At 67.4% G+C, this 20407-nt stretch carries 19 protein-coding genes and 3 riboswitches; of the genes, 13 read left to right on the top strand and 6 right to left on the bottom strand.

Annotated features, from left to right (window positions below; genetic code table 11):
• Positions 1-2: 2 nt before the first annotated feature.
• The 3 genes from BLS74_RS10130 to BLS74_RS10140 all read right to left on the bottom strand — a co-directional run bounded on the left by BLS74_RS10130 (position 3) and on the right by BLS74_RS10140 (position 3897).
• Entirely contained in the window at positions 3-1271 is a 1269-nt protein-coding gene (locus tag BLS74_RS10130) for a D-amino acid dehydrogenase (protein WP_093105219.1), read from the bottom strand.
• 85 nt (positions 1272-1356) lie between these two features.
• A riboswitch (glycine riboswitch) is annotated at positions 1357-1462 on the bottom strand.
• 4 nt (positions 1463-1466) lie between these two features.
• Positions 1467-1568, bottom strand: a riboswitch (glycine riboswitch).
• A 27-nt stretch (positions 1569-1595) separates the two neighbouring features.
• A complete protein-coding gene (locus tag BLS74_RS10135) occupies positions 1596-2843 on the bottom strand; it encodes an FAD-dependent oxidoreductase (RefSeq protein ID WP_170855563.1) in 1248 nt (415 codons plus the stop codon).
• 79 nt (positions 2844-2922) lie between these two features.
• Positions 2923-3029, bottom strand: a riboswitch (glycine riboswitch).
• A gap of 133 nt (positions 3030-3162) precedes the next feature.
• Positions 3163-3897 (bottom strand): helix-turn-helix domain-containing protein, encoded by a 735-nt coding sequence (locus BLS74_RS10140; protein ID WP_093105224.1) that lies wholly within the window; start codon positions 3895-3897, stop codon positions 3163-3165.
• Between the two features lie 120 nt (positions 3898-4017).
• Here BLS74_RS10140 and BLS74_RS10145 point away from each other — a divergent pair, with 120 nt between their 5' ends.
• The 8 genes from BLS74_RS10145 to BLS74_RS10180 all read left to right on the top strand — a co-directional run bounded on the left by BLS74_RS10145 (position 4018) and on the right by BLS74_RS10180 (position 11997).
• Positions 4018-4860, top strand: a complete 843-nt coding sequence (locus BLS74_RS10145) for a hypothetical protein (RefSeq protein WP_093105227.1) — start codon at positions 4018-4020, stop codon at positions 4858-4860.
• A 21-nt stretch (positions 4861-4881) separates the two neighbouring features.
• A complete protein-coding gene (locus tag BLS74_RS10150; RefSeq protein WP_093105230.1) occupies positions 4882-6843 on the top strand; it encodes an MFS transporter in 1962 nt (653 codons plus the stop codon).
• A complete protein-coding gene (locus tag BLS74_RS10155; protein ID WP_093105233.1) occupies positions 6843-7496 on the top strand; it encodes a phosphatase PAP2 family protein in 654 nt (217 codons plus the stop codon). The genes BLS74_RS10150 and BLS74_RS10155 overlap by 1 nt, the downstream gene beginning before the upstream one ends.
• 103 nt (positions 7497-7599) lie before the next feature.
• Positions 7600-8085 carry a YiaA/YiaB family inner membrane protein gene (locus tag BLS74_RS10160; RefSeq protein ID WP_093105236.1) on the top strand — a complete coding sequence of 162 codons (486 nt, stop codon included), beginning with the start codon at positions 7600-7602 and terminating at the stop codon, positions 8083-8085.
• A gap of 35 nt (positions 8086-8120) precedes the next feature.
• Complete coding sequence (locus BLS74_RS10165; protein ID WP_139191664.1) at positions 8121-8579, top strand: hypothetical protein; 459 nt, start codon at positions 8121-8123, stop codon at positions 8577-8579.
• Between the two features lie 68 nt (positions 8580-8647).
• Complete coding sequence (locus BLS74_RS10170; protein ID WP_093105470.1) at positions 8648-9460, top strand: DUF2145 domain-containing protein; 813 nt, start codon at positions 8648-8650, stop codon at positions 9458-9460.
• A complete protein-coding gene (locus tag BLS74_RS10175; RefSeq protein ID WP_244503822.1) occupies positions 9457-10890 on the top strand; it encodes an FAD-binding oxidoreductase in 1434 nt (477 codons plus the stop codon). The genes BLS74_RS10170 and BLS74_RS10175 overlap by 4 nt, the downstream gene beginning before the upstream one ends.
• A gap of 21 nt (positions 10891-10911) precedes the next feature.
• On the top strand, positions 10912-11997 hold the full coding sequence (locus BLS74_RS10180) for a serine endopeptidase (RefSeq protein ID WP_093105245.1): 1086 nt from the start codon (positions 10912-10914) through the stop codon (positions 11995-11997).
• On the opposite strand, the gene BLS74_RS10185 is transcribed toward BLS74_RS10180, so the two are convergent.
• Positions 11970-12740, bottom strand: a complete 771-nt coding sequence (locus BLS74_RS10185; RefSeq protein ID WP_093105473.1) for an SDR family NAD(P)-dependent oxidoreductase — start codon at positions 12738-12740, stop codon at positions 11970-11972. The genes BLS74_RS10180 and BLS74_RS10185 overlap by 28 nt on opposite strands.
• Positions 12741-12859: 119 nt before the next feature.
• Here BLS74_RS10185 and BLS74_RS10190 point away from each other — a divergent pair, with 119 nt between their 5' ends.
• Both BLS74_RS10190 and BLS74_RS10195 read left to right on the top strand, forming a co-directional pair.
• Complete coding sequence (locus BLS74_RS10190) at positions 12860-13777, top strand: aldose 1-epimerase (RefSeq protein ID WP_093105248.1); 918 nt, start codon at positions 12860-12862, stop codon at positions 13775-13777.
• 94 nt (positions 13778-13871) lie between these two features.
• Positions 13872-14261: a hypothetical protein gene (locus BLS74_RS10195; protein WP_093105476.1), complete on the top strand. Its 390-nt coding sequence runs from the start codon at positions 13872-13874 to the stop codon at positions 14259-14261.
• Positions 14262-14268: 7 nt separating this feature from the next.
• Here the strand turns inward: BLS74_RS10195 and tgt are convergent, their stop codons facing one another.
• Both tgt and queA read right to left on the bottom strand, forming a co-directional pair.
• Complete coding sequence (tgt, locus tag BLS74_RS10200; protein WP_093105251.1) at positions 14269-15441, bottom strand: tRNA guanosine(34) transglycosylase Tgt; 1173 nt, start codon at positions 15439-15441, stop codon at positions 14269-14271.
• Positions 15435-16478: a tRNA preQ1(34) S-adenosylmethionine ribosyltransferase-isomerase QueA gene (queA, locus tag BLS74_RS10205; protein ID WP_093105254.1), complete on the bottom strand. Its 1044-nt coding sequence runs from the start codon at positions 16476-16478 to the stop codon at positions 15435-15437. Before queA ends, tgt begins: the two co-directional genes overlap by 7 nt.
• A gap of 75 nt (positions 16479-16553) precedes the next feature.
• Here queA and recG point away from each other — a divergent pair, with 75 nt between their 5' ends.
• From recG to BLS74_RS10220, 3 genes are all read left to right on the top strand, one after another.
• Positions 16554-18668 carry an ATP-dependent DNA helicase RecG gene (gene recG / locus BLS74_RS10210; RefSeq protein ID WP_093105257.1) on the top strand — a complete coding sequence of 705 codons (2115 nt, stop codon included), beginning with the start codon at positions 16554-16556 and terminating at the stop codon, positions 18666-18668.
• Positions 18669-18711: 43 nt separating this feature from the next.
• Entirely contained in the window at positions 18712-19677 is a 966-nt protein-coding gene (locus BLS74_RS10215) for a LysR substrate-binding domain-containing protein (protein WP_093105260.1), read from the top strand.
• A gap of 136 nt (positions 19678-19813) precedes the next feature.
• On the top strand, positions 19814-20407 hold the full coding sequence (locus tag BLS74_RS10220; RefSeq protein ID WP_093105263.1) for a Dps family protein: 594 nt from the start codon (positions 19814-19816) through the stop codon (positions 20405-20407).

Here is a 20407-nt window from a genome sequence, read left to right on the forward strand (position 1 = left end):
ACCTAGGAGGTGGCGAAAGCGAAGTCGACCTCGGGCTTGAGGCCGCTCACGATGCGCGCGATCGATTTGCCCGAGCCGCAGGCGTGGGTCCAGCCCAGCGTGCCGTGGCCGGTGTTGAGGAACAGGTTCGGCAGCTTCGTTTTGCCGATCAGCGGCACGTTGCTGGGCGTCGCCGGCCGCAGTCCGGTCCAGAACTGGGCTTGCGTGCTGTCGCCGGCGCCAGGGAACAGCTCTTCGACGCGCCGCACGATGGCCTCGCAGCGCACGCGGTTCAGGTCGCGGTCGTAGCCGTTGAGTTCGGCCGTGCCGGCGATGCGCAGGCGGTCGCCGGTGGCCGAGGTGTAGCGCGAGAACACCAGCTTGTACTCGTCGTCGGTCAAAGAGACCTGGTGCGCCTTCGAGGCATCCTTCACCGGCAGCGTGACCGAGTAGCCCTTGGCCGGGTAGATCGGCAGCCGGATGCCCAGCGGCGTCGCGTAGAGCGGGCTCAGCGAGCCCATCGCCAGCACGAAGGCGTCGCCGCGGATGCGCTGGAAGCGGCCTTCGTTGTCTGTCGCTTCCACGTGGTCGATGCTGCCGCCTGCTTCGCGCAGCGCGGTCACGGTGTGGCTCATGAGGAAGTTCACGCCGGCCGCAGAGGCCAGTGCGACCAGTTCGCGCGCGAAGCGGTTGGCATCGCCAGATTCGTCTTCGGCCGTGTAGGTGGCGCCGGCCAACTGGGGCCGGATGTGAGCTAGCGCGGGCTCGATCTTCACCGCCTCGTCGGCCGAGATCACCTGGCGCTCGCAGCCCAGTGCGCGCATCTGCTCGGCCGGCTTCAGTGCGCCGTCGAATTCCTTCTGTGTCGTATAGAAGTGCAGGATGCCCTGGGTGCGCTGGTCGTAGCTGAGACCGGTGTCGCGGCGCAGCTGCTGCAGCGTGTCGCGGCTGTAGGTGCCCAGGCGCACGATCTGCTCGATGTTGTGGCGCGTGCGCGCCGGCGTGCATTCGCGCAGGAACTGCAGGCCCCAGAGCCACTGGCGCATGTCGGCGCGGATGCGAAAGAGGAGCGGTGCATCTTCCTTGCCGAGCCATTGCAGCACCTTGAGCGGCGCGCTCGGGTTGGCCCAGGGTTCGGCATGGCTGACCGAGATCTGGCCGCCGTTGGCGAAGCTGGTTTCGGCAGCCGGTGTGGCCTGCCGGTCGATCACGGTCACTTCGTGGCCGAGTTGCTGGAGGTAGTAAGCCGAGGTCACGCCGAGCAGGCCGGCGCCGAGAACGATCACGCGCATTTCGAGAACCTTTGAGGTTGCAGCGCTTGAACGCAACGGAAACGGAAGCTCGAAAAAGAAAGCAACCGGACCATGCGTCCAAGTTGCCGCTCCCCCTGTCCTCGGTACCTGAGAGATTCACCCGCTGCGCCCGCAGCAGGTTTGCTCCTTCGGTGCATCACATGGCGTGATGGCTCTCCAGACGGCTTTGACAGTTGATGCAGTACAGGCTCATCGCGTGAGCCGACCTGAGCGTTTATGGGAGTTTGCGCCTTCGGTGGAGCCGCTTCCCGCGGCCCGCTCTCCTGCAGTGCAGCAATTGTAAGGCGGCGAGGAGGCGCGCGGCTACGGATTTCTGAAGGCGAACTCGAGCTCGGGCCTGAGGCCGCTCACGATCCGGGCAATCGACTTGCCGGCGCCGCAGGCGTTGATCCAGCCGCGCGCGCCCGGCGCGACATTGAGGAACAGGTTGAACAGGCGGGTCTTGCCGATCATCGGCAGCCCGTCCCGGCTGACGGCATGCACGACCGTCTCGAGGGAGGCATGCGCCGTGTCGGCCGCGCCGGGCAGCAGCGTTTCGATGCGGCGCAGGATGGCGTCGACGCGGTCCGAATCGGGCTCGCTCTCTTCGTCGAAGCTGGCGCGTACCGTGGCGGAGACCCGCAGGCAGTCGCTGCCCGGCGTTTCGATGCGCCGGATGCCCAGCTTGCCCTGCCGGTCGCGCAGCGCGACGCGCGGTGCGCGGGTCGCGTCCTTGAGAGGGATCGTGACGATGTATTCGCGCAGGAAGCGAAAAGGCATGGCGATCTTCAGCTTTTCGGCGTGTATCGCGCTGGAGATGCCGAGCGCCAGCACATAGGCCTGGCCGCGCAGGACGACGGGCTGGCCGTCGGCATCGAGCAGCTCGACATGGTCGATGCGGCCTGCGCGCTCCTCCAGGGAGATCACCGTGTGCTGGGTCAGGAAGCGCACGCCGGCCGCGCGGCACAGGAACACCATGCTGGCCGCGAACTGAGCCGGGTCGCGCGCCGCCGGATCGTCGAGCGAATAGGCTGCGCCGGCGAGCTCGCCGCGCAGGGCCTGCAGGGCCGGCTCGATGCGCAGCGCCTCTTCGGCCGAGACCAGGCGCTCCTCGCATCCCAGATCTTTCCAATGAGAGGCGCGCGCCAGCCGGGCGTTGAAGGCGTCGGCATCGGTGTAGATGCTCAGCAGGCCCGGGTTGCGCTGGCCCGGGGGCACGCCGGCTTCGTCGCGCAACGAACGCACGATGTCGCGGCTGTAGGCGCCCAGCCGGACGAGGTGTTCGATCGGCTTGGATTTCGGCGCCTCGCCGATGGCGCGATCGAGCAGCTTCGCGAAGCGTCGCCGCAGGCGCACGTACAGCCCCACCCATTTCGCGCGGGCGGCACGGCGAGCGGCGGATTGCCGAAGAAGCTGGTCGGCCGCGGCCGTGACGACCGTGTCGACGCGCCCGCGCGCCTTGGCGGCCGGCGTGGCATGCCTGTCGACCACCGTCACTTCGTGGCCCAGCTGTTGAAGGTAATAGGCCGATGTCACGCCGAGCAAGCCGGCGCCGAGTACAACCACGCGCATGTCCAGATCCTTTTGGGATGGCATGAACGGCGGGTCTGGGCGCTCACTGTGCGGAGCTGCCGTAACCCGGGGTTCAGATGCCGCTCCCCCTGTCCTTGGTACCTGAGAGATTCATCCGCTGCGACCTGCAACGGACTTGCTCCTTCGGCGCATCACCTGGCGTGATGACTCTCCAGACGGCAATTGACTAGATGAGCAGTGATTCGAACCGATGCGAGGTTCACCTGAGCGTTCATGGGAGTTTGCGCCAACGGTGGGATGTCGATGCATCCGCTTTTCTGCGGTAAGAATCTTAGCTTAGAAACCGGTTTCCTGGCCGTCACGCGCGGCGCAGGCGGGTGAACAGCTCGAACTCCCAATTGCGCATGCCCAGCAGCAGCGTGTAGCCCTCGCGCTCCTTGGGCGAGAGCTTCTGGTCGGTCTGGTGTTGCTGGGCGAAATCCTGGGCCACGCGCTGCAGCCGGTCCAGAAAGGCCGGCGCCAGCGAGCGGCTGATCGAGCCGTGAACCAGCAGCAAGCCTTCGGCCGGCCCGTCGAAGCCGCCTCGGTAGTAGTCGAGCACCACGTTCTCGCGGAAGAAGTCCATCACCGGCCCGTGCGGGCGCCAGCGGAAGGTCTTGGCGAGTTTCAGGCGGTAGCGGTTCAGCGGCCGGAGCTCGATGATGCCGATGCGGTCGAGTTGCGCGAGGTAGCCGATGCATTCGGCCTCGCTGATCCGGTAGGCGGTCACGATCTGCTCCAGCGTCCACTGGCTCAGGACGCAGATGGCCAGGAGCAGCAGCTTCTTGTCCTTGACCACGGCCTTTTCCTGCTCGAGCGTCAATTCCTTGAGCAGCGGCTGCGCATCGGCCACGCGGCGGGCGAGTTCGGCGAAGTCGATCTTGAGTGCACGGCAGATCGCATCGACCCGCGTGAGCGGCATGTCGCCCTTGGCGAGCATGCGCTTGACGCTGGATTCGGCCATGTCGAGCGACTTGGCGAGATCCGCATAGGTCATGCGGGCGGTTTTGAGCTCGTTCTTGAGAGCCTGCACAAGGTCGACGGTGGTGCTCATGGCGGGAGTATTGGGATTTGATACCTGAGGTCGTGAAAAAGTACTCCGTATCGATTCTCGATGCTCCCGGAGCGGTTGACAACCTACATTCCGCCGCACACACATCACCCGGAGCCCGCCATGCCTCTGCCTTCTCTGACCCGCCGCGAACTTGGCCTCTTGTCCCTCTTCGTCCTGCTCCTGCTGCTTGCGATCGCCGGCCCGGCCCTGCCGGCGCCCGGCCTGGGCGGCGCGCCTTTCGCCGACGACCGCGGTTGGCACGGCGTGCCCTATGCGATGGACGTGCTGAGCAACCTGCCTTTCGCGGTGATCGGCGTCTGGGGGCTGCGCTGGCTGCGCTGGCTGGAACGGGCGCACGAGGAGGCGCAGGACGCCGCGCCGCTGCCCCAGGCCATGGCCCAGCCGCCGGTCAACACGCTCGACTGCGCCTGGATGTTCTTCGCGGGCCTGATCCTCATCGCCGCCGGCTCGGCCTTTTACCACCTGCAGCCCGACGGCCTGCGGCTGGCGGCGGACCGCGCCGGCATGGCGGTGGCCTTCGCCGGCCTGATCGGCTGTGCCGTCTGCGAGCGAGTCAGCGCCCGCGCCGGCTGGCCGGCCGCCTGGTTCACGCTGACCGGCGGGCTGCTGGCGGTGGCCGTCCACCAGGTGAGCGGCAACGTGCTGCCGTGGGCGCTGGTCCAGTTCGGCGGCATGGCGCTGGTGCTCGCGCTGGCACTTGCCAAGCCCCTGGACGGCGCCATCGGCCTCAGGCTCGGCTGGGTGATCTTCTTCTACGCGCTGGCCAAGTTGCTCGAGCTGTCGGACCATGCCATTTACGAAGCGACGCATCATCTGATGTCGGGCCACAGCCTCAAGCACCTGGTCGCGGCGCTGGCGGCGCTGCCGGTGCTGCATGCGTTGCAGTCCATGGGGCGGCAGACGCTGCGGCACAATCCGGGCGCGGCCGCGGTGACGGCCTGAGGAACCCGCCAGGGAATTCGCATGACAGCACCGGTCGACGCCTCCATTGCCATCGCGCCCGAAGCGCATGCGCACGCCAATCAATTCGCCTTGCTCGGGCAGCGGAGGTTCGGCCCGTTCTTCTGGACCCAGTTCGCTGGCGCGGCGAACGACAACCTCTTCAAGTTCGCATTCACCGTGATGGTGACCTACCAGCTGCAGCTGGGCTGGATGCCGCCGGCCATGGCGGGATTGGCCATCGGCGCACTCTTCATCCTGCCCTTCCTGCTGTTCTCGGCGACCGCGGGGCAGCTCACCGACAAGTACGACAAGACGAAGATGATCCGCTTCGTCAAGAATCTCGAGATCGCGATCATGGCGGTGGCGGCGTGGGGCTTCATGCGTGCGGACGCCGTGGTCCTGCTGGGCTGCGTGTTCCTGATGGGGCTGCATTCCACGCTGTTCGGTCCGGTCAAGTTCGCCTACCTGCCGCAGGTGCTTGATGCGCGGGAGCTCACCGGCGGCAACGGCATGGTCGAGATGGGGACCTTCGTCGCCATCCTGCTGGGACAGGTGGCCGGGGGCCTTCTCGTGGCATTGCCGCAGGTCGGCCACACCACGGTGGCGGTGGCTTGCGTGCTGTTGGCGCTCACGGGGCGCGCGGTGGCGCAGGCGATTCCACCCGCGCCGGCCACCGATCCGGGCCTCGTGATCAACTGGAATCCGTTCAGCGAAACCTGGCGCAATCTCAAGCTGGCGCACGGCAACCTGGTCGTGTTCCGTTCGCTCCTGGGCATCTCGTGGATGTGGTTCTTCGGCGCCGTGTTCCTGAGCCAGTTCCCGAGCTTTGCGAAGGAGGTACTGCACGGCAACGAGCAGGTCGCCTCCCTGCTGCTGGTGGTGTTCTCGGTCGGCATCGGCATCGGCTCGCTGCTGTGCGAAACCCTGAGCCGCCGCCAGGTGGAGATCGGCCTGGTGCCGCTGGGCGCGATCGGCATGAGCGTGTTCGCCATCGATCTCTACTTCGCCTCGCGCGCGCTGCCGCCCGCGGCGGAGATGGGGCTCGGTGCCTTCATGGCCCAGCCCGTCCATTGGCGCGTGATGGCCGACCTCGGCCTGCTGTCGCTCTTCGCGGGGCTCTACAGCGTGCCGATGTACGCGCTGATCCAGCTGCGCAGCCAGCCCACGCACCGGGCTCGGATCATCGCGGCCAACAACATCCTCAATGCCCTGTTCATGATCGGCAGCGCGGTCATCGCCGGCGCGCTGCTCAAGGCCGGCTTCACGATCCCGCAGATCTTCTTGTTTACCGGCATCGCCAATGCGGTGGTGGCCTTCTACATCTTCATGCTGGTGCCGGAGTACCTGCTGCGCTTCGTGGCCTGGGTGCTGTCGCGCATCGTCTACCGCTTCGACGTCAAGGGCGAGGAGCACATTCCGGCCGAGGGCGCTGCCGTGCTGGTCTGCAACCACGTGAGCTTCATCGATGCGGTGCTGCTGATGGCCGCGAGCCCGCGGCCGATCCGCTTCATCATGGACCACCGCATCTTCCGCGTGCCGGTGCTCGGCTGGCTGTTCCGGTTGGCCAAGGCCATTCCGATCGCGCCGCAGAAGGAAGACCCGGCAGCCTATGAAGAAGCCTTCGCGCGCGCGATACAGGTGCTGCGCGAGGGCGATCTGCTCGCCATCTTCCCCGAGGGCGCGATCACGCGCGACGGCAGCCTGCAGCCCTTCAAGGGCGGCGTGATGAAGATCCTCGAGGCCGCGCGTGCCGAGGGCATCGATCCGCCGGTGATCCCGATGGCGCTGACCAATCTCTGGGGCTCCTACTTCAGCCGCGTCGAGGTGCGCGACGGCGAGAACGTGGCCATGGTGCGTCCGTTCCGACGCGGCTTTTTCAGCCGGGTGGGGCTCCATGTCGGCAGTGCGATGCGCCACGCCGAGGTGCAGCCCGAGGCTTTGCAGCGGCGCGTGAGCGGGCTGCTGGAAAGCCAGCCGAGCTGATGCTGTTCCTGCCTGACGGCTTCTGGTATTCGATCACCTGGTTCGGTGACAGCGGCTTCCTGCTGCCTGTCGCGGCCTGGATTGCCGTGTGGCTGGGCGTGCGGACGGTCACACGGCCGATCGCATGGCGCTGGCTCGCGCTGTTCGGCTCCGCCGGCGCCATGGTGGCCGCTTCGAAGATCGCCTTCATGGGCTGGGGCATCGGCAGCGCCATGCTCAACTTCACCGGCATCAGCGGGCACACCATGCTCTCGGCCAGCGTCTGGCCGGTCGCCTTCTGGCTGACCGCAGCGCATTGGGAACCGCGCGTGCGCGTCTCCGCCGCCACGCTCGGCTGGGTCTTCGCTGCGCTCATCGGGCTGTCGAGGCTGGCGATCTATGCCCATTCCAAGTCGGAGGTGGCCGCCGGATTCGCGCTGGGCGCGGCCGTCAGCGCGTTCTTCCTGTGGCAGCAACAGCACCGGCCGCCGCCGCGGCTTCATTGGATCCTGCTGCTGATCAGCATGGTCTCGCCGATGCTCTTCCTGCGCCCCGGCACTACAGCGCCCACGCACGACGCGCTCGGGGTGATCGCGGTGCGGCTGGCCGGTACCGAGCGGCCCTTCACGCGCGACGACCTGCTGCGCCGTCGGGTGCGCCAAGGTATCGACTAGAGATACCGGAGGCGCCGCAAGGTGCCACTGGTGCAGTAATTTGCGCCTCGCTGAGGAAGTGCGAACCATCATTCGCGCACCTTCACTACGCCGCGAGGCATTCATGCAACCCTTCTCTTCCACCGTTTCCATCCAACGCGACACCCGTGCCTGGCAAGTCCAGGTCTGGATCTCCTTCGGGATGGCCGTGTTCCTCTGCGCGACCGGGCTCGGCTGGCTGCCGGGGCAGGCGCTGGACCGCGCGTTCATGGTGATGGGCTACGTGTTCTGCCTCTCGGCCGCCTTCGTGCTGGCGAAGTTCGTGCGTGACAACCAGCGCGGCACGACGCCCGGTGCCGGCGACACGCCGATGTGGAAGCTGGTCGTCTGGGGCGGCTTCTTCACCGCGATGGGCCTGACCGGCTGGGGCCTGCTGCGGATGGAGATCAGCGAGACCTACAAGGCCTTTCTCGGCGTGAGCTGGCTGTTCCTGATCAGCTCGGCCTTCACGCTCGCCAAGACCCTGCGCGACCGCCATGAAACCGATCTCGCCGAGGCGCGCCTCCAAGGCCGCCGCGAAGCCCGCGCCGAAGCCGGCCAGGGCGAATGAAGCACTCCATACACCTCATCTTTCGAAAGCACATCATGAAGAAGTCCTTCGTCACGGTACTGATGGCGGCTTGCGCCGCGATGGCGGGTGTTGCCGCCCCGCTTCACGCTCATGCACAGAGCGAAGCCTCGGCAGCGCTCTCGATGCTGCCGCTGGCCTCGGTCGTCGGCGTCGCCTCGGTGGCCGGCAGCGCGGCGAGTGCCTCGGTGGCCTTGCCCGCGGCGCTGTCGGTGGGCGGCTCGGTGCTTACGGTGGTGGCGGTAGAGGCATCGGTCGACGGTACCGTCTACCTGCTCGAACGTGCCTCCGATGGCGCCCGGGCCAGCGTCAAGGTACTGGGCCGCGCGGCCCACGGTGCCTCGGTCATTGTCGGCACGATGGTCACGGTCAGCGTGATCGGCTCGGGCATCGTGCTGTCGGCGGCCGGCGAGGTGCTGGCCTTCGTGCCCAACGCGGTCGGCCGCGCGCTGCTCTACAACGAGAGGCTGTCATGAGGCGCGCGCCCACCAACTTCGGCCCCTACGAGATCGAGTACCGGGCCCAGGTTTCCCGCCCGCGCCGAATGCTCCGGGCCATTCTTCAGGTGTTTGCGGCGGCGGCGGCCGTGGTGCTGGCGGGGCTCTTCCTGTTTCCGCTCAACGCGCACGCCGGTCGTTCCTGTGAGCAGCAGAAGCCCGGCGCGGCGGCGGTCATGAAGGGTATGCAGCTCGCCGAGCGCACGGCACAAGGGCTCGATGCAAGCGGTGCGCGGGTCGTGCTGCTGGCGCGTGCGGGGCAAGACCTGAGCAAGTACGGCCTGCGCTACTCGCATCTGGGCCTGGCCTACAAGACAGAGGCGGGAACGTGGCGCGTGGTCCACAAGCTCAACCAGTGCGGCACGGCGGTGGCAGCCATCTATCGCCAAGGGCTGGGCGAATTCTTCCTCGATGACCTCTGGCGCCATGAAGCCGCCTGGGTGATCCCGGCGCCGGCCGTGCAGGCGCAGGTGCTGGCGGCGCTCAACGAATCGCCCGCTCGCATCACGCGGCTGCACGCCGCGCCCTACAGCATCGTGAGCTACGTCTGGGGTCACAAGTACCAGCAGTCGAACCAATGGGCGATCGAGACGCTGGCTGCGGCGATGGAGCCCGGCACCATCCGCACCCGCGAGCAGGCGCAGGCCTGGCTGCAGTTCAAGGGCTACGAGCCCGGCGTGCTGAAGCTCGGGCCGCTCACGCGACTCGGCGGACGCGTGGGTTCGGCCAACGTGGCCTTCGACGACCATCCCAACGAGAAGCGCTTCTCCGATCGGATCGAAACGGTGACGGTCGATTCGGTGTTCGCCTGGCTGCCGCGGGCGGGGCTCGGCGCCGCGCCGGTGGTGCTGCGCCTATGAGCCCGGCAAGCGGCATCCTAGTATCGCGCCGCACCCTGCTCGCCGCCGCACTGATGGGGGCCGGCCTGCTGCTGGTCTCGCCCACGGAGGTCCATAGCGGAACGCTGCACCCCGTCGAGAACGTGACGCGGCTCTACACGGTGAAAGTCGAACGTGTGGTGACTCCGCGCTCGCGCGAAGCAGTTCGCAACGCGCTTCTCGAGTGGCCCGGCCTGATCGCTGTAGGCGGCGGACGCTATTCCATGGGCGGCCAGGTTGCAGTCGCAGGTGGCCTGCACATCGACATGCGTGAAATGAATCGGCTGGTCTGGCTGCGCCCCGACACGAAGACGGTGCGTGTGGAGGCCGGCATGCGCTGGCGCGACCTGCAGGATCACATCGACGCACATCAACTCTCGGTGCAGACCATGCAGAGCTATGCCAACTTCACCGTCGGCGGCTCCGTGTCGGTGAACGCTCATGGCCGGTATGTGGGCCATGGGCCGATCGGGCACTCTGTGCGAGCGCTGCAGCTGGTGCTGGCCGATGGCGAGATCGTCGAGGTCGATCGTCAGAAGCACCCGGAGCTTTTTCGCGCGGCCATCGGCGGCTACGGCGCCGTCGGCGTGATCACGGAGGTCGAGCTTGCACTGGACGACAACGTGCGGATCGAACGCACGGTCGAGGCACTGGCGCTGCGGGACTATCCGGCCTGGTTCGAGCGGGAAGTGCGGGCCGCAAACGGATTCCTCCTGCACAACGCTGACTTGGTCCCGCCCTTTTTCGACGAGGCATCGGCCGTGAGCTGGCGTCGCTCGGACAAGCCACTGACGGTGGCCGCACGACTGGTTCCGCGCGATCGGAGCTATCGGCTGGAACAGGGCATGGTCTGGGCAGTGACCGAGCTGCCGAACGGCGATGCGCTGCAGCGCAAATACATCCGCCCTGCGTTGCTCGATAGACCGGAGGTGGTCTGGCTGAACTACGAGGCGAGCCTGGACCTTCGTTCGCTGGAGCCAGCCAGCCGGCGAGCAACCACCTACGTGCTTCAGGAGTACTTCATTCCGACGCAGCACTTTCTCGTCTTTGCAACCGAGATGGCACGGATCATCCGAAAGCACCAGGCGAAAGTGCTCAATGTGTCGATCCGGCATTCGCCGACCGACGAGGTGTCGATGTTGGCTTGGGCACGCGAGGAAGTGTTTTCATTCGTCGTGTACTACAAGCAGCGCACCGACTCCCAAGCCTTGGAAGATGCCGGCCGCTGGACCCGCGACATGATCGACGCTGCGCTGAAGTGCGGCGGAACCTATTACCTGCCCTATCAGCTGCATGCGACCCGGGCGCAATTTGCTGCCGCCTATCCTCAGGCTGATGCGTTCCGGGCCGTGAAGCGCGCGGTAGACCCTCAAGGACGGCTGAGCAATGCGCTGTGGCAGCGATACCTTTGAATCGAAACAGGAGCTATTGAGATGAGCAAGTCCTTGCGTTTGTCCGAAAAGTGGTTTCGCCGCGGCCTCTGGGTGGTGGCGCTGGTGTTCGCGAGCTTTCTGGTCGGGCTGGGCAGCACGATCGTCGGCGATCTGCCGCAGGTCGAGCGCACGCTGACCCTCGACGATTTCATCGACAAGGCGGCGGCCGAGCCGCTTCGCGCCACGATCCGCAACGCGCAGCGCACCGAGCAGGAGTCGACACGCGAGCGCGAGCAGGCGGAGCTCGCGCTCCTGACCGCCCAGCAGACCAGCCGGGCGGCGCGCGAGACCTTCGGCAACTGGCTCGCGACGCGGCGCGCCACTGCGCAGCCCGACCAGGACACCGAGTTGATCGCGCGCACCAAGGCGCTCGATACGCTGAAGGCCAGGGAAGACGACGCCCAGAGGGCCGTGGGCGCGCAGCGCCAGATCGCGCTCGATGCGCGGCAGGCGCGCCAGAGCGCGCAGCAGAAACTCGCGCCGCTGGAAGACGAAGCGCGCAAGAAGCTCGAGGCGGAAAACCGTCGCGTCGAACTGCGCGTGTTCGGCTACCGGCTCGCGCTCACCTTGCCGCTGCTCTTGATCGCCGGCTGGCTCTTCGTGAAGAAGCGCAAGAGCACCTACTGGCCTTTCGTGTGGGGCTTCATCTACTTCGCGCTCTTCGCCTTCTTCGTCGAGCTCGTGCCCTATCTGCCGAGCTATGGCGGCTATGTGCGCTACGTGGTCGGCATCGTGGTGACCGTGCTCGTGGGGCGCTACGCCATCATCGCGCTCAACCGCTATCTCGCGCGCCAGAAGCTGGCCGAGGCGCAGCCCGACACGGTGCGCCGCAACGAGCTGAGCTACGACACCGCGCTGGCGCGGCTCGCCAAGAGTGTGTGCCCGGGCTGCGAACGGCCGGTGGACCTGAAGAACACCGAGATCGATTTCTGCCCGCATTGCGGCATCGGCCTGTTCGATCACTGCGGCGTCTGCGAAGCGCGCAAGAGCGCGTTCTCGCGCTTCTGCCACGCCTGCGGGACCGGTGCGGCTGCCGCGGCGGCGCCGGGTATTCCGCCTCAGGTCCAGCCTGCGTCCACCACGTAGTCCTGCGCGGTGCACATCTTCGAATCGTCGGCCGCGAGAAAGAGCGCCATGCTGGCGATGTCCTCGGCCATCACGCGGCCCGGCAGGCACTGGGCGGCATCGATCTGGGCCTCGGATTCGGGCTTGACCCAGAGCTTCAACTGGCGCTCGGTCATCACCCAGCCCGGCACGATCGAGTTCACGCGGATGTTGGCCTTGCCGAGGTCGCGCGCCAGCGAACGCGTGAGGCCGCGCGCGGCCGCCTTGCAGGCCTGGTAGACCGGGTAGCCGGCGCCCTTGATCATCCAGCTGATCGAGCCGAAGTTGATGATCGACCCGCCGCCCTGCGCGCGCATGTCCTCGGCCACGGCCTGCGCGGCGAAGAACTGGTGCTTGAAGTTGATCGCCACCAGCCGATCGAAGTCTTCGCTCGTGACGTCGGCCATCTCGTGGCGGCGGTCGTTGGCCGCATTGTTGAGCAGCACGCGGATCGGCCCGAAGCGCGCGCGCACCGCGGCGATGGCTGCGCCAAGCGCTGCGACGTCGGTCACGTCGCACTCGTGGAACAGCACCTCGTTTTCGCCCTGCAACCGGGCGGCAAGCGCGCAGCCCGCAGCCGCATCGATGTCGCAGAAGCCCACATGCGCGCCCTGCGCATGGAAGGCGCGCACCAGGCTTTCGCCGATGCCGGTGGCGCCGCCGGAGATGAACACGCTGCGGCCGGCGAGCGATGGATAGCGGGCGGAGGGGGGCGATGCCGTCATGAGGAGGATCCGTGCAGGAACGAAGTGCCAGTTGCGATTCTCCACGCCAACGATGGTGCGTGTCACCCGGGTGGCCGAGAATGCCGCGTTCGCATCAACGATCGAAGGCACGCACTCCCATGAACGACAACGACGAACTGGTGCATCTTGCGGCGGGCGCATTGCATCTGGTGCTGGCGCCGGAGGTCGGCGGCGCGATCGCAGCCCTCTACGATGAGCGCGACGGCCGGCGCTTCGACTGGTTGCGGCCGGCCACGGCCGATGCGCTGGCCGCACGTCATCTCCTGGCCATGGCGAGTTTTCCGCTCCTGCCCTGGTGCAATCGCCTTCGCGACGGCCGCGCGCATGTCGGCGGGCGCGACATCGCCATTGCGCCGGGCCATCCTGCGGGGCCCTCGGGCCGGCATCCGCTTCACGGCATCGGTTGGCAACGGCCATGGCAGGTGGCAGAGGCCTCGCCAATCCGCGCGGAGCTCGTGCTGAGCGTCGAGGCCGATGCCCAGTGGCCCTGGCGCTTCGAAGCCTCGCAGCTGTTCGAACTCGATGCGACGGGGCTGCGTTGCACCATCACGCTGATCAACCGCGACAGCGCCCCGATGCCGGCCGGCATCGGCCATCACCCCTACTTCATCCATCACGCGGGCACACGCCTGTCGGCGAACACCGGCGCCATGTGGCGTGGCGATGCGGAGGTGATGCCGGTCGCGCTCGAGCCGACGCAAGAGGTGGCCCGGCTGCGCGAAGGCGTGGAGCTGGCCGAGCTCGATCTGGACAACAACTTCACAGGATGGCTGCGTGAGGCCCGCATCGAATGGCCGACGGCTTCGTGCGCGCTGGCGATGGCGGCCGAGGCGCCGCTCGACTTCTTCGTCCTGTACTGCCCGAGCGGCGCGGATCATTTCTGCGCCGAGCCGGTGAGCCAGTGCACCGATGCTTTCAACCTGTGGGACCGCCATGGGCTCGGCGAAGTGGGCGGCACTGTCCTCGCGCCCGGGGCCTCGCTTTCAGGGCGCTGGTCTCTGCTGCCGCAGCGCTGACGCGGGCACTCCCGCGTGCGGCGTATGGCTTCCGGCGTGTTCTCGCGCGAGCGGGTTCTGGCTACGCTCGACGCCTTTGATTCAGAGCACGATCATGTTCAGGAACCTCATTCGCCGCCATGCCGCCGCAGGTCTTTACGTCGCGTCGGTCGCTGCGGCCTTGCTGTCTGCGGCGAGCCTCGTGACCCATGCGCAGGAGCCGGCGACCGTCCGTCTCTTCAAGGTGGTTTCGCCGCGCGACGACATCGTGGTCGGCATCGAGGCGGCTCAGCTCGGCGCCAGCAGCACGCCGGAAGTGCAGCGCTTCGCGGCGCTGCTGGCGGACAAGAGTCCCTTGACGGTGTGGCAGTACGCGTCGCAAAAGGATGCGGGCGGCGCGCTGGTGCAGGCGCCGCTGCGGCAGGTCGCGCTGTTCAAGAACGAGCTGCTGCGCATCGAGCCCTACACGACGCCGCTGCCCATCAAGGTGCCTGGCGCCAAGTAGGCGCTTCCTAGACGCCGCGGGCCCGGTCGGCCTTGAACTGCGCGCGGAACTGCGTGTAGGCGCCGGCATCGAGCGCCGCGCGGATCTCGCGCATCAGGTTTAGGTAGTAGTGCAGGTTGTGGATGGTCGTGAGCATCGGGCCCAGCATCTCGCCGCAGCGGTCGAGATGGTGCAGGTAGGCGCGGCTGAAGCCGTCGCGGCCGCCTTCGTTCCACGACACGCCTGAAGCGCCGGCGCAGGCATGGCAGCTGCAGCTCGCATCGATCGGCTGCGGGTCGCTCTTGTGGCGCGCATTGCGCATCTTGAGGTCGCCGAAGCGCGTGAACAGCGTGCCGTTGCGCGCATTGCGCGTCGGCATCACGCAGTCGAACATGTCGACGCCCTGTGCCACGCCCTCGACCAGGTCCTCCGGCGTGCCCACGCCCATCAGGTAGCGCGGCTTGTGCTCCGGCAGCCGGTGCGGCGTGTGCGCCATGATGCGCAGCATCTCGTCCTTGGGTTCGCCGACGCTCACGCCGCCGATCGCGTAGCCGGGAAAGTCCATCTCGACGAGCTGGGCCAGCGACTCTTCGCGCAGGTTCTCGTACATGCCGCCCTGCACGATGCCGAAGAGCACGTTGGGGTTCTCGAGCCGCGCGAACTCCGCCTGGCAGCGGCGCGCCCAGCGCAGGCTGAGCTCCATAGAACTGCGCGCCTCGGCCTCGGTCGTGAGGTGGCCTTGGGTGTCGTAGGGCGTGCACTCGTCGAACTGCATGACGATGTCGCTGTTGAGAATGGTCTGGATCTGCATCGAGACCTCCGGCGTGAGGAAGAGTTTGTCGCCGTTGACCGGCGACGCGAACTTCACGCCCTCCTCGCTGATCTTGCGCATCGCACCCAGCGACCAGACCTGGAAGCCGCCCGAGTCGGTGAGGATGGGCTTGTCCCATTTCTCGAACTGGTGGAGGCCGCCGAAGCTCGCCATCACGTCCAGGCCGGGACGCATCCAGAGATGGAAGGTGTTGCCGAGGATGATTTGGGCGCCCATCTCCTCGAGGCTGCGCGGCATCACGCCCTTGACGGTGCCGTAGGTGCCCACGGGCATGAAGATCGGCGTCTGCACCACGCCGTGGTTCAGCGAGAGCGTGCCGCGGCGCGCATGGCTCGCGGGGTCGGTGGCGAGGAGTTCGAAGTTCAGCATGGTTGTCTCGAAAGAAGCATCGCGTCGCCGTAGCTGAAGAAGCGGTAGCGCTCGCGGATCGCGTGGGCATAGAGCGCCATCACGCGCTCGTAGCCCGCGAAGGCGCTCACCAGCATCATGAGCGTGCTCTTTGGCAGGTGGAAGTTGGTGACCAGCAGGTCGACGTGTTCGAAGGCGAAGCCCGGCGTGATGAAGATGCGCGTGTCGCCCGCCGCTTCGCCGCTCTTGGCCCACGATTCGAGCGTGCGCACGGTGGTGGTTCCGACCGCGACGATGCGGCCGCCGCGCGCCCTGGTTTCGGCGACGGCGCGTTGCGTCGTCTCGGGCACCTCGTAGCGCTCTGCATGCATCGCGTGATCGGCGATGTTCTCGGTCTTCACCGGCTGAAAGGTGCCGGCGCCGACGTGCAGCGTGACGTTGACGCGCTGCACGCCGCGCGCCTCGAGCTCGGCCAGCAGCGCCTCGTCGAAGTGCAGCGCCGCGGTCGGCGCGGCGACCGCACCCGGCACGCGTGCGAACACGGTCTGGTAGCGGCGCTCGTCGTCCTGCGAGTCGGCGTGTTCGATGTACGGCGGCAAGGGCACGTGGCCGCAGCGGGCCATCAGCGCATAGGGGTCTTCACCGGCGGCGCTGTCGAAGCGGAAGCGGAACAGCGCGCCGTTCTCGTCGGGCCAGCGGCCGAGCAGCGTCGCCCGGAACTCGCCGGCCATCGCCAGCGCGGTGCCGGCCGGCGGCTTCTTGCTGACCTTCATGTGCGCGACGACTTCGTTGCCTTGCAGCACGCGCTCCACCAGCAGCTCGAGCTTGCCGCCGGTGGGTTTTTCGCCGAAGAGGCGCGCCTTGACGACGCGCGTGTCGTTGAAGACCAGCAGATCGCCGGCGCGCAACTGCGAGGGCAGGTCCTTGAAGATGCGGCCGATGGGTGGATCGACCGTGCCGTCGAGCAGTCTCGAGGCGCTGCGCTCGGCGGCGGGATGCTGGGCCACCAGTTCGGGCGGCAGGTCGAAATCGAAATCGGAAAGCGTGAAGGCGCGCATGGTGCTTGAGGGCCGGACGGGCCCGTGCCAAGGAGGCGGAGGAAGAGGCGGCGAAGAGCCGGGCAGAATTGTCCCATGCCCGCCGCCGCCAAGTCGTCTCCACCGGAAAAGCCCGCAGCAGCACCGGCGCCAGCGCCCGGCGCGGGCCTGAGCCCGGTGCAGCGCGCGCTGCGCAAGCTCGGGCTCCTGCGCGACATCGATTTCGCGCTGTACCTGCCGATGCGCTACGAGGACGAGACGCGCATCGTGCGGCTGGCCGACACGCGCGACGGCGACACGGCCCAGATCGAGGCCGTGGTGAAGGATTGCGAAGTCGTGTTCAGGCCGCGCCGTCAGCTGATCGTGACGGTGGACGACGGCAGCGACACCTGCCAGCTGCGCTTCTTCAACTTCTATCCCTCGCAGCAGAAGCAGCTCGCGGTCGGCGCGCGGGTGCGGGTGCGCGGTGAGGTGCGCGGCGGTTTCGTCGGGCGGCAGATGATGCATCCGACGGTCAAGGCCGCGGGCACGGAGCTGCCGCAGGCGTTGACGCCGGTGTACTCGACGATTGCGGGGCTGGCCCAGCCGGTGCTGCGGCGCGAAGTGCGCTCCGGCTTGGCGCGGGCAGTGCTCGACGAGACCGTTCCGCCGGCGCTCGCGCCGTCGGGCGCATGGGAACTGCGCCGGGCGTTGAGCTTTCTCCACTACCCGGCGCCCGACGTGGCGATGGCCACGCTGGAAGACCACAGCCACCCCGCCTGGCAGCGGCTCAAGGCCGACGAACTGCTGGCGCAGCAGCTCTCGCAACTGCAGGCGCGCCGGGCCCGCGCGGCGCAGCGCGCGCCGGTGCTTTCGGCGGCGGCTTCCGGTGACTCGCTGTACAAGGAACTGCTGGCCACGCTGCCCTTTGCATTGACCGGCGCACAGCATCGGGTCGGCGAGGAGATCACGCACGACCTCGCTCGCGACGTCCCGATGCACCGCCTGCTGCAGGGCGACGTGGGCTCCGGCAAGACCGTGGTGGCGGCGCTGGCCGCCGCGCGCTGCATCGATGCCGGCTACCAGTGCGCACTGATGGCGCCCACCGAGATCCTCGCGGCGCAGCACTTCGGCAAGCTGGTCGGCTGGCTCGACCCCTTGCTGGCCGAGCGCGGCCTGCGTGTCGCCTGGCTCACCGGCAGCCAGAAGAAGAAGGAGCGCGACGCGATGTCGGCCGCGGTCGAGAACGGCGAGGCCGCGCTCGTGATCGGCACGCATGCGGTGATCTCGGAGAAGGTGCGCTTCGACAAGCTCGCGCTGGCGATCATCGACGAGCAGCACCGCTTCGGCGTTGCGCAGCGCCTGGCCCTGCGCGGCAAGGCCGTCGGCGACCTCGAACCACACCTGCTGATGATGAGTGCCACCCCAATCCCGCGCACGCTCGCGATGAGCTACTACGCCGACCTCGACGTCTCCACGCTCGACGAGCTGCCGCCGGGCCGCACGCCGATCGTGACCAAGCTGGTGGCCGATCACCGCCGCGACGAGGTCATCGATCGCATCCGCGCCCAGCTTGCGCAAGGGCGGCAGGTCTACTGGGTCTGCCCGCTGATCGAAGAAAGCGAGGCGGTCGATTTGCGCAACGCGACTGAAACGCGTGACGAGCTGGCCGCCGCACTCGGCGCGCGGGTCAGCGTGGGGCTGCTGCACTCGCGCATGCCGACAGCCGAGAAGCAGGCGGTGATGGAGAGCTTCACGGCCAACCGGCTCCAGGTGCTGGTCAGCACCACGGTGATCGAGGTCGGCGTCGACGTACCCAATGCCTCGCTGATGGTGATCGAGCATGCCGAGCGCTTCGGGCTTTCGCAGCTGCATCAGCTGCGCGGGCGTGTCGGACGTGGCGCGGCCGCTTCGGCCTGCGTGCTGCTCTATGCGCCGAACGAAGGCGGCCGGGTCGGCGAGGCGGCGCGCGCGCGGCTCAAGGCGATGGCCGAAACCAGCGACGGCTTCGAGATCGCACGGCGCGACCTCGAGATCCGCGGGCCCGGCGAATTCCTCGGCGCGCGGCAGTCGGGCGCGCCGCTCCTGCGCTTTGCCGACCTGAGCACCGATGTGTTGCTGCTCGATTGGGCGCGGGCGCTGGCGCCGCGCATGCTCGACCGCCATCCGGAACTCGCAATCAAGCACGTCGACCGCTGGCTCGGCAGCAAGGCGGAGTACCTCAAAGCCTGAATTCGGCAGAGGTCGCAGCGTCTGCGCATAATTGACGCAGGCTATGACTCTCACCGAACTCAAATACATCGTTGCAGTCGCGCGTGAGCGGCATTTCGGCAAGGCGGCCGAGGCCTGCTACGTGTCGCAGCCCACCTTGTCGGTCGCGATCAAGAAGCTGGAAGACGAACTCGAGGTCAAGCTTTTCGAGCGCAGCGCGGGCGAGGTCACGGTCACGCCGCTGGGCGAGCAGATCGTGCAGCAGGCCCAGAGCGTGCTCGACCAGGCCGCGAGCATCAAGGAGATTGCCAAGCGCGGCAAGGACCCGCTGTCGGGGCCGCTCAACCTGGGCGTGATCTACACCATCGGCCCGTACCTGCTGCCCGACCTGGTGCGCCAGAACATCGCGCGCACCCCCCAGATGCCGCTGGTGCTGCAGGAGAACTTCACCGTCAAGCTGCTCGAGATGCTGCGCGCCGGCGAGATCGACTGCGCGATCATGGCCGAGCCCTTTCCCGACACCGGCCTGGCGATGGCAGCGCTCTACGACGAGCCCTTCATGGCGGCCGTGCCCGTCCATCATCCGCTGGCGGAGCGCGAATCCGTGAGCTCCGACGAGCTCAAGAAGGAGACCATGCTGCTGCTCGGCACCGGCCACTGTTTTCGCGACCACGTGCTCGAGGTCTGCCCCGAGTTCGCGCGCTTCTCAAGCAATGCCGAGGGCATCCGCAAGAGCTTCGAGGGCTCGTCGCTCGAAACCATCAAGCACATGGTGGCGGCCGGCATGGGCGTGACGCTGGTGCCGCGCCTGTCGGTGCCGAACGGTGCGCTCAAGTCCAAGGCCAAAGGCCGCGGCAAGGAGCCCGAGCAGATCGTGCGTTACCTCCCCGTGCGCGACGAGCAGGGCGGCGAGCCGACGCGCCGCGTGGTGCTGGCCTGGCGCCGCAGCTTCACGCGCTACGAGGCCATCGCGGCGCTGCGCAACGCGATCTACGCCTGCGAGCTGCCGGGCGTCAAACGACTCTCGTAGGACTTGCTGTCATCGGCCTGCGCGTTCGACCCCGGCCGAGGGCAATCGCTGCGATAGAGTTTGGCTGTTGTGAAGCCCGCCCTTGGCTTCTAAAGTTTCTGACCGCCAATCCAACCTTGAAGAAAGAACTCGCGCAATGGCCAAAGTCGTGAAGAAATCCAAGTCCCCGATCTCCGCTGCACCCTCGGCCTCCACTGGCAAAGTGCCCAAGAAGGGCGGCGCCGTGGTGGCCCTGGAGTCGGGCAGCCGCAATGCGCCGATCATCAACATCGGCATCGAGCGTCAGGACCGCGCCGCCATCGCCGAAGGCCTGAGCCGCGTGCTGGCCGACACCTACACGCTCTACCTCACCACGCACAATTTCCACTGGAACGTGACCGGCCCGCACTTCAACTCGCTGCATGCGATGTTCATGGCGCAGTACACGGAGCTCTGGGGTTCGACCGACGTCATTGCCGAGCGCATCCGCGCCCTGGGTCATTACGCGCCGGGCTCGTATGCCGAGTTCAGCAAGATCGCGACCGTGCCCGACGTGCCGAAAGATCCGCCGAAGGCGATGGAGATGGTGCGCATCCTGGTCAAGGGCCACGAGACCGTTTCGCGCATCGCGCGCGAGTTCATCCCGGTGGCCGAGGAGGCCGGCGACGACCCGACCGCCGACATGCTCACCGCGCGCTGCACGGTGCACGACCAGACGGCCTGGATGCTGCGTTCGCTGCTCGAGGACTGA

Source organism: Variovorax sp. CF079 (assembly GCF_900101545.1).
Classification (GTDB): domain Bacteria; phylum Pseudomonadota; class Gammaproteobacteria; order Burkholderiales; family Burkholderiaceae_C; genus Variovorax.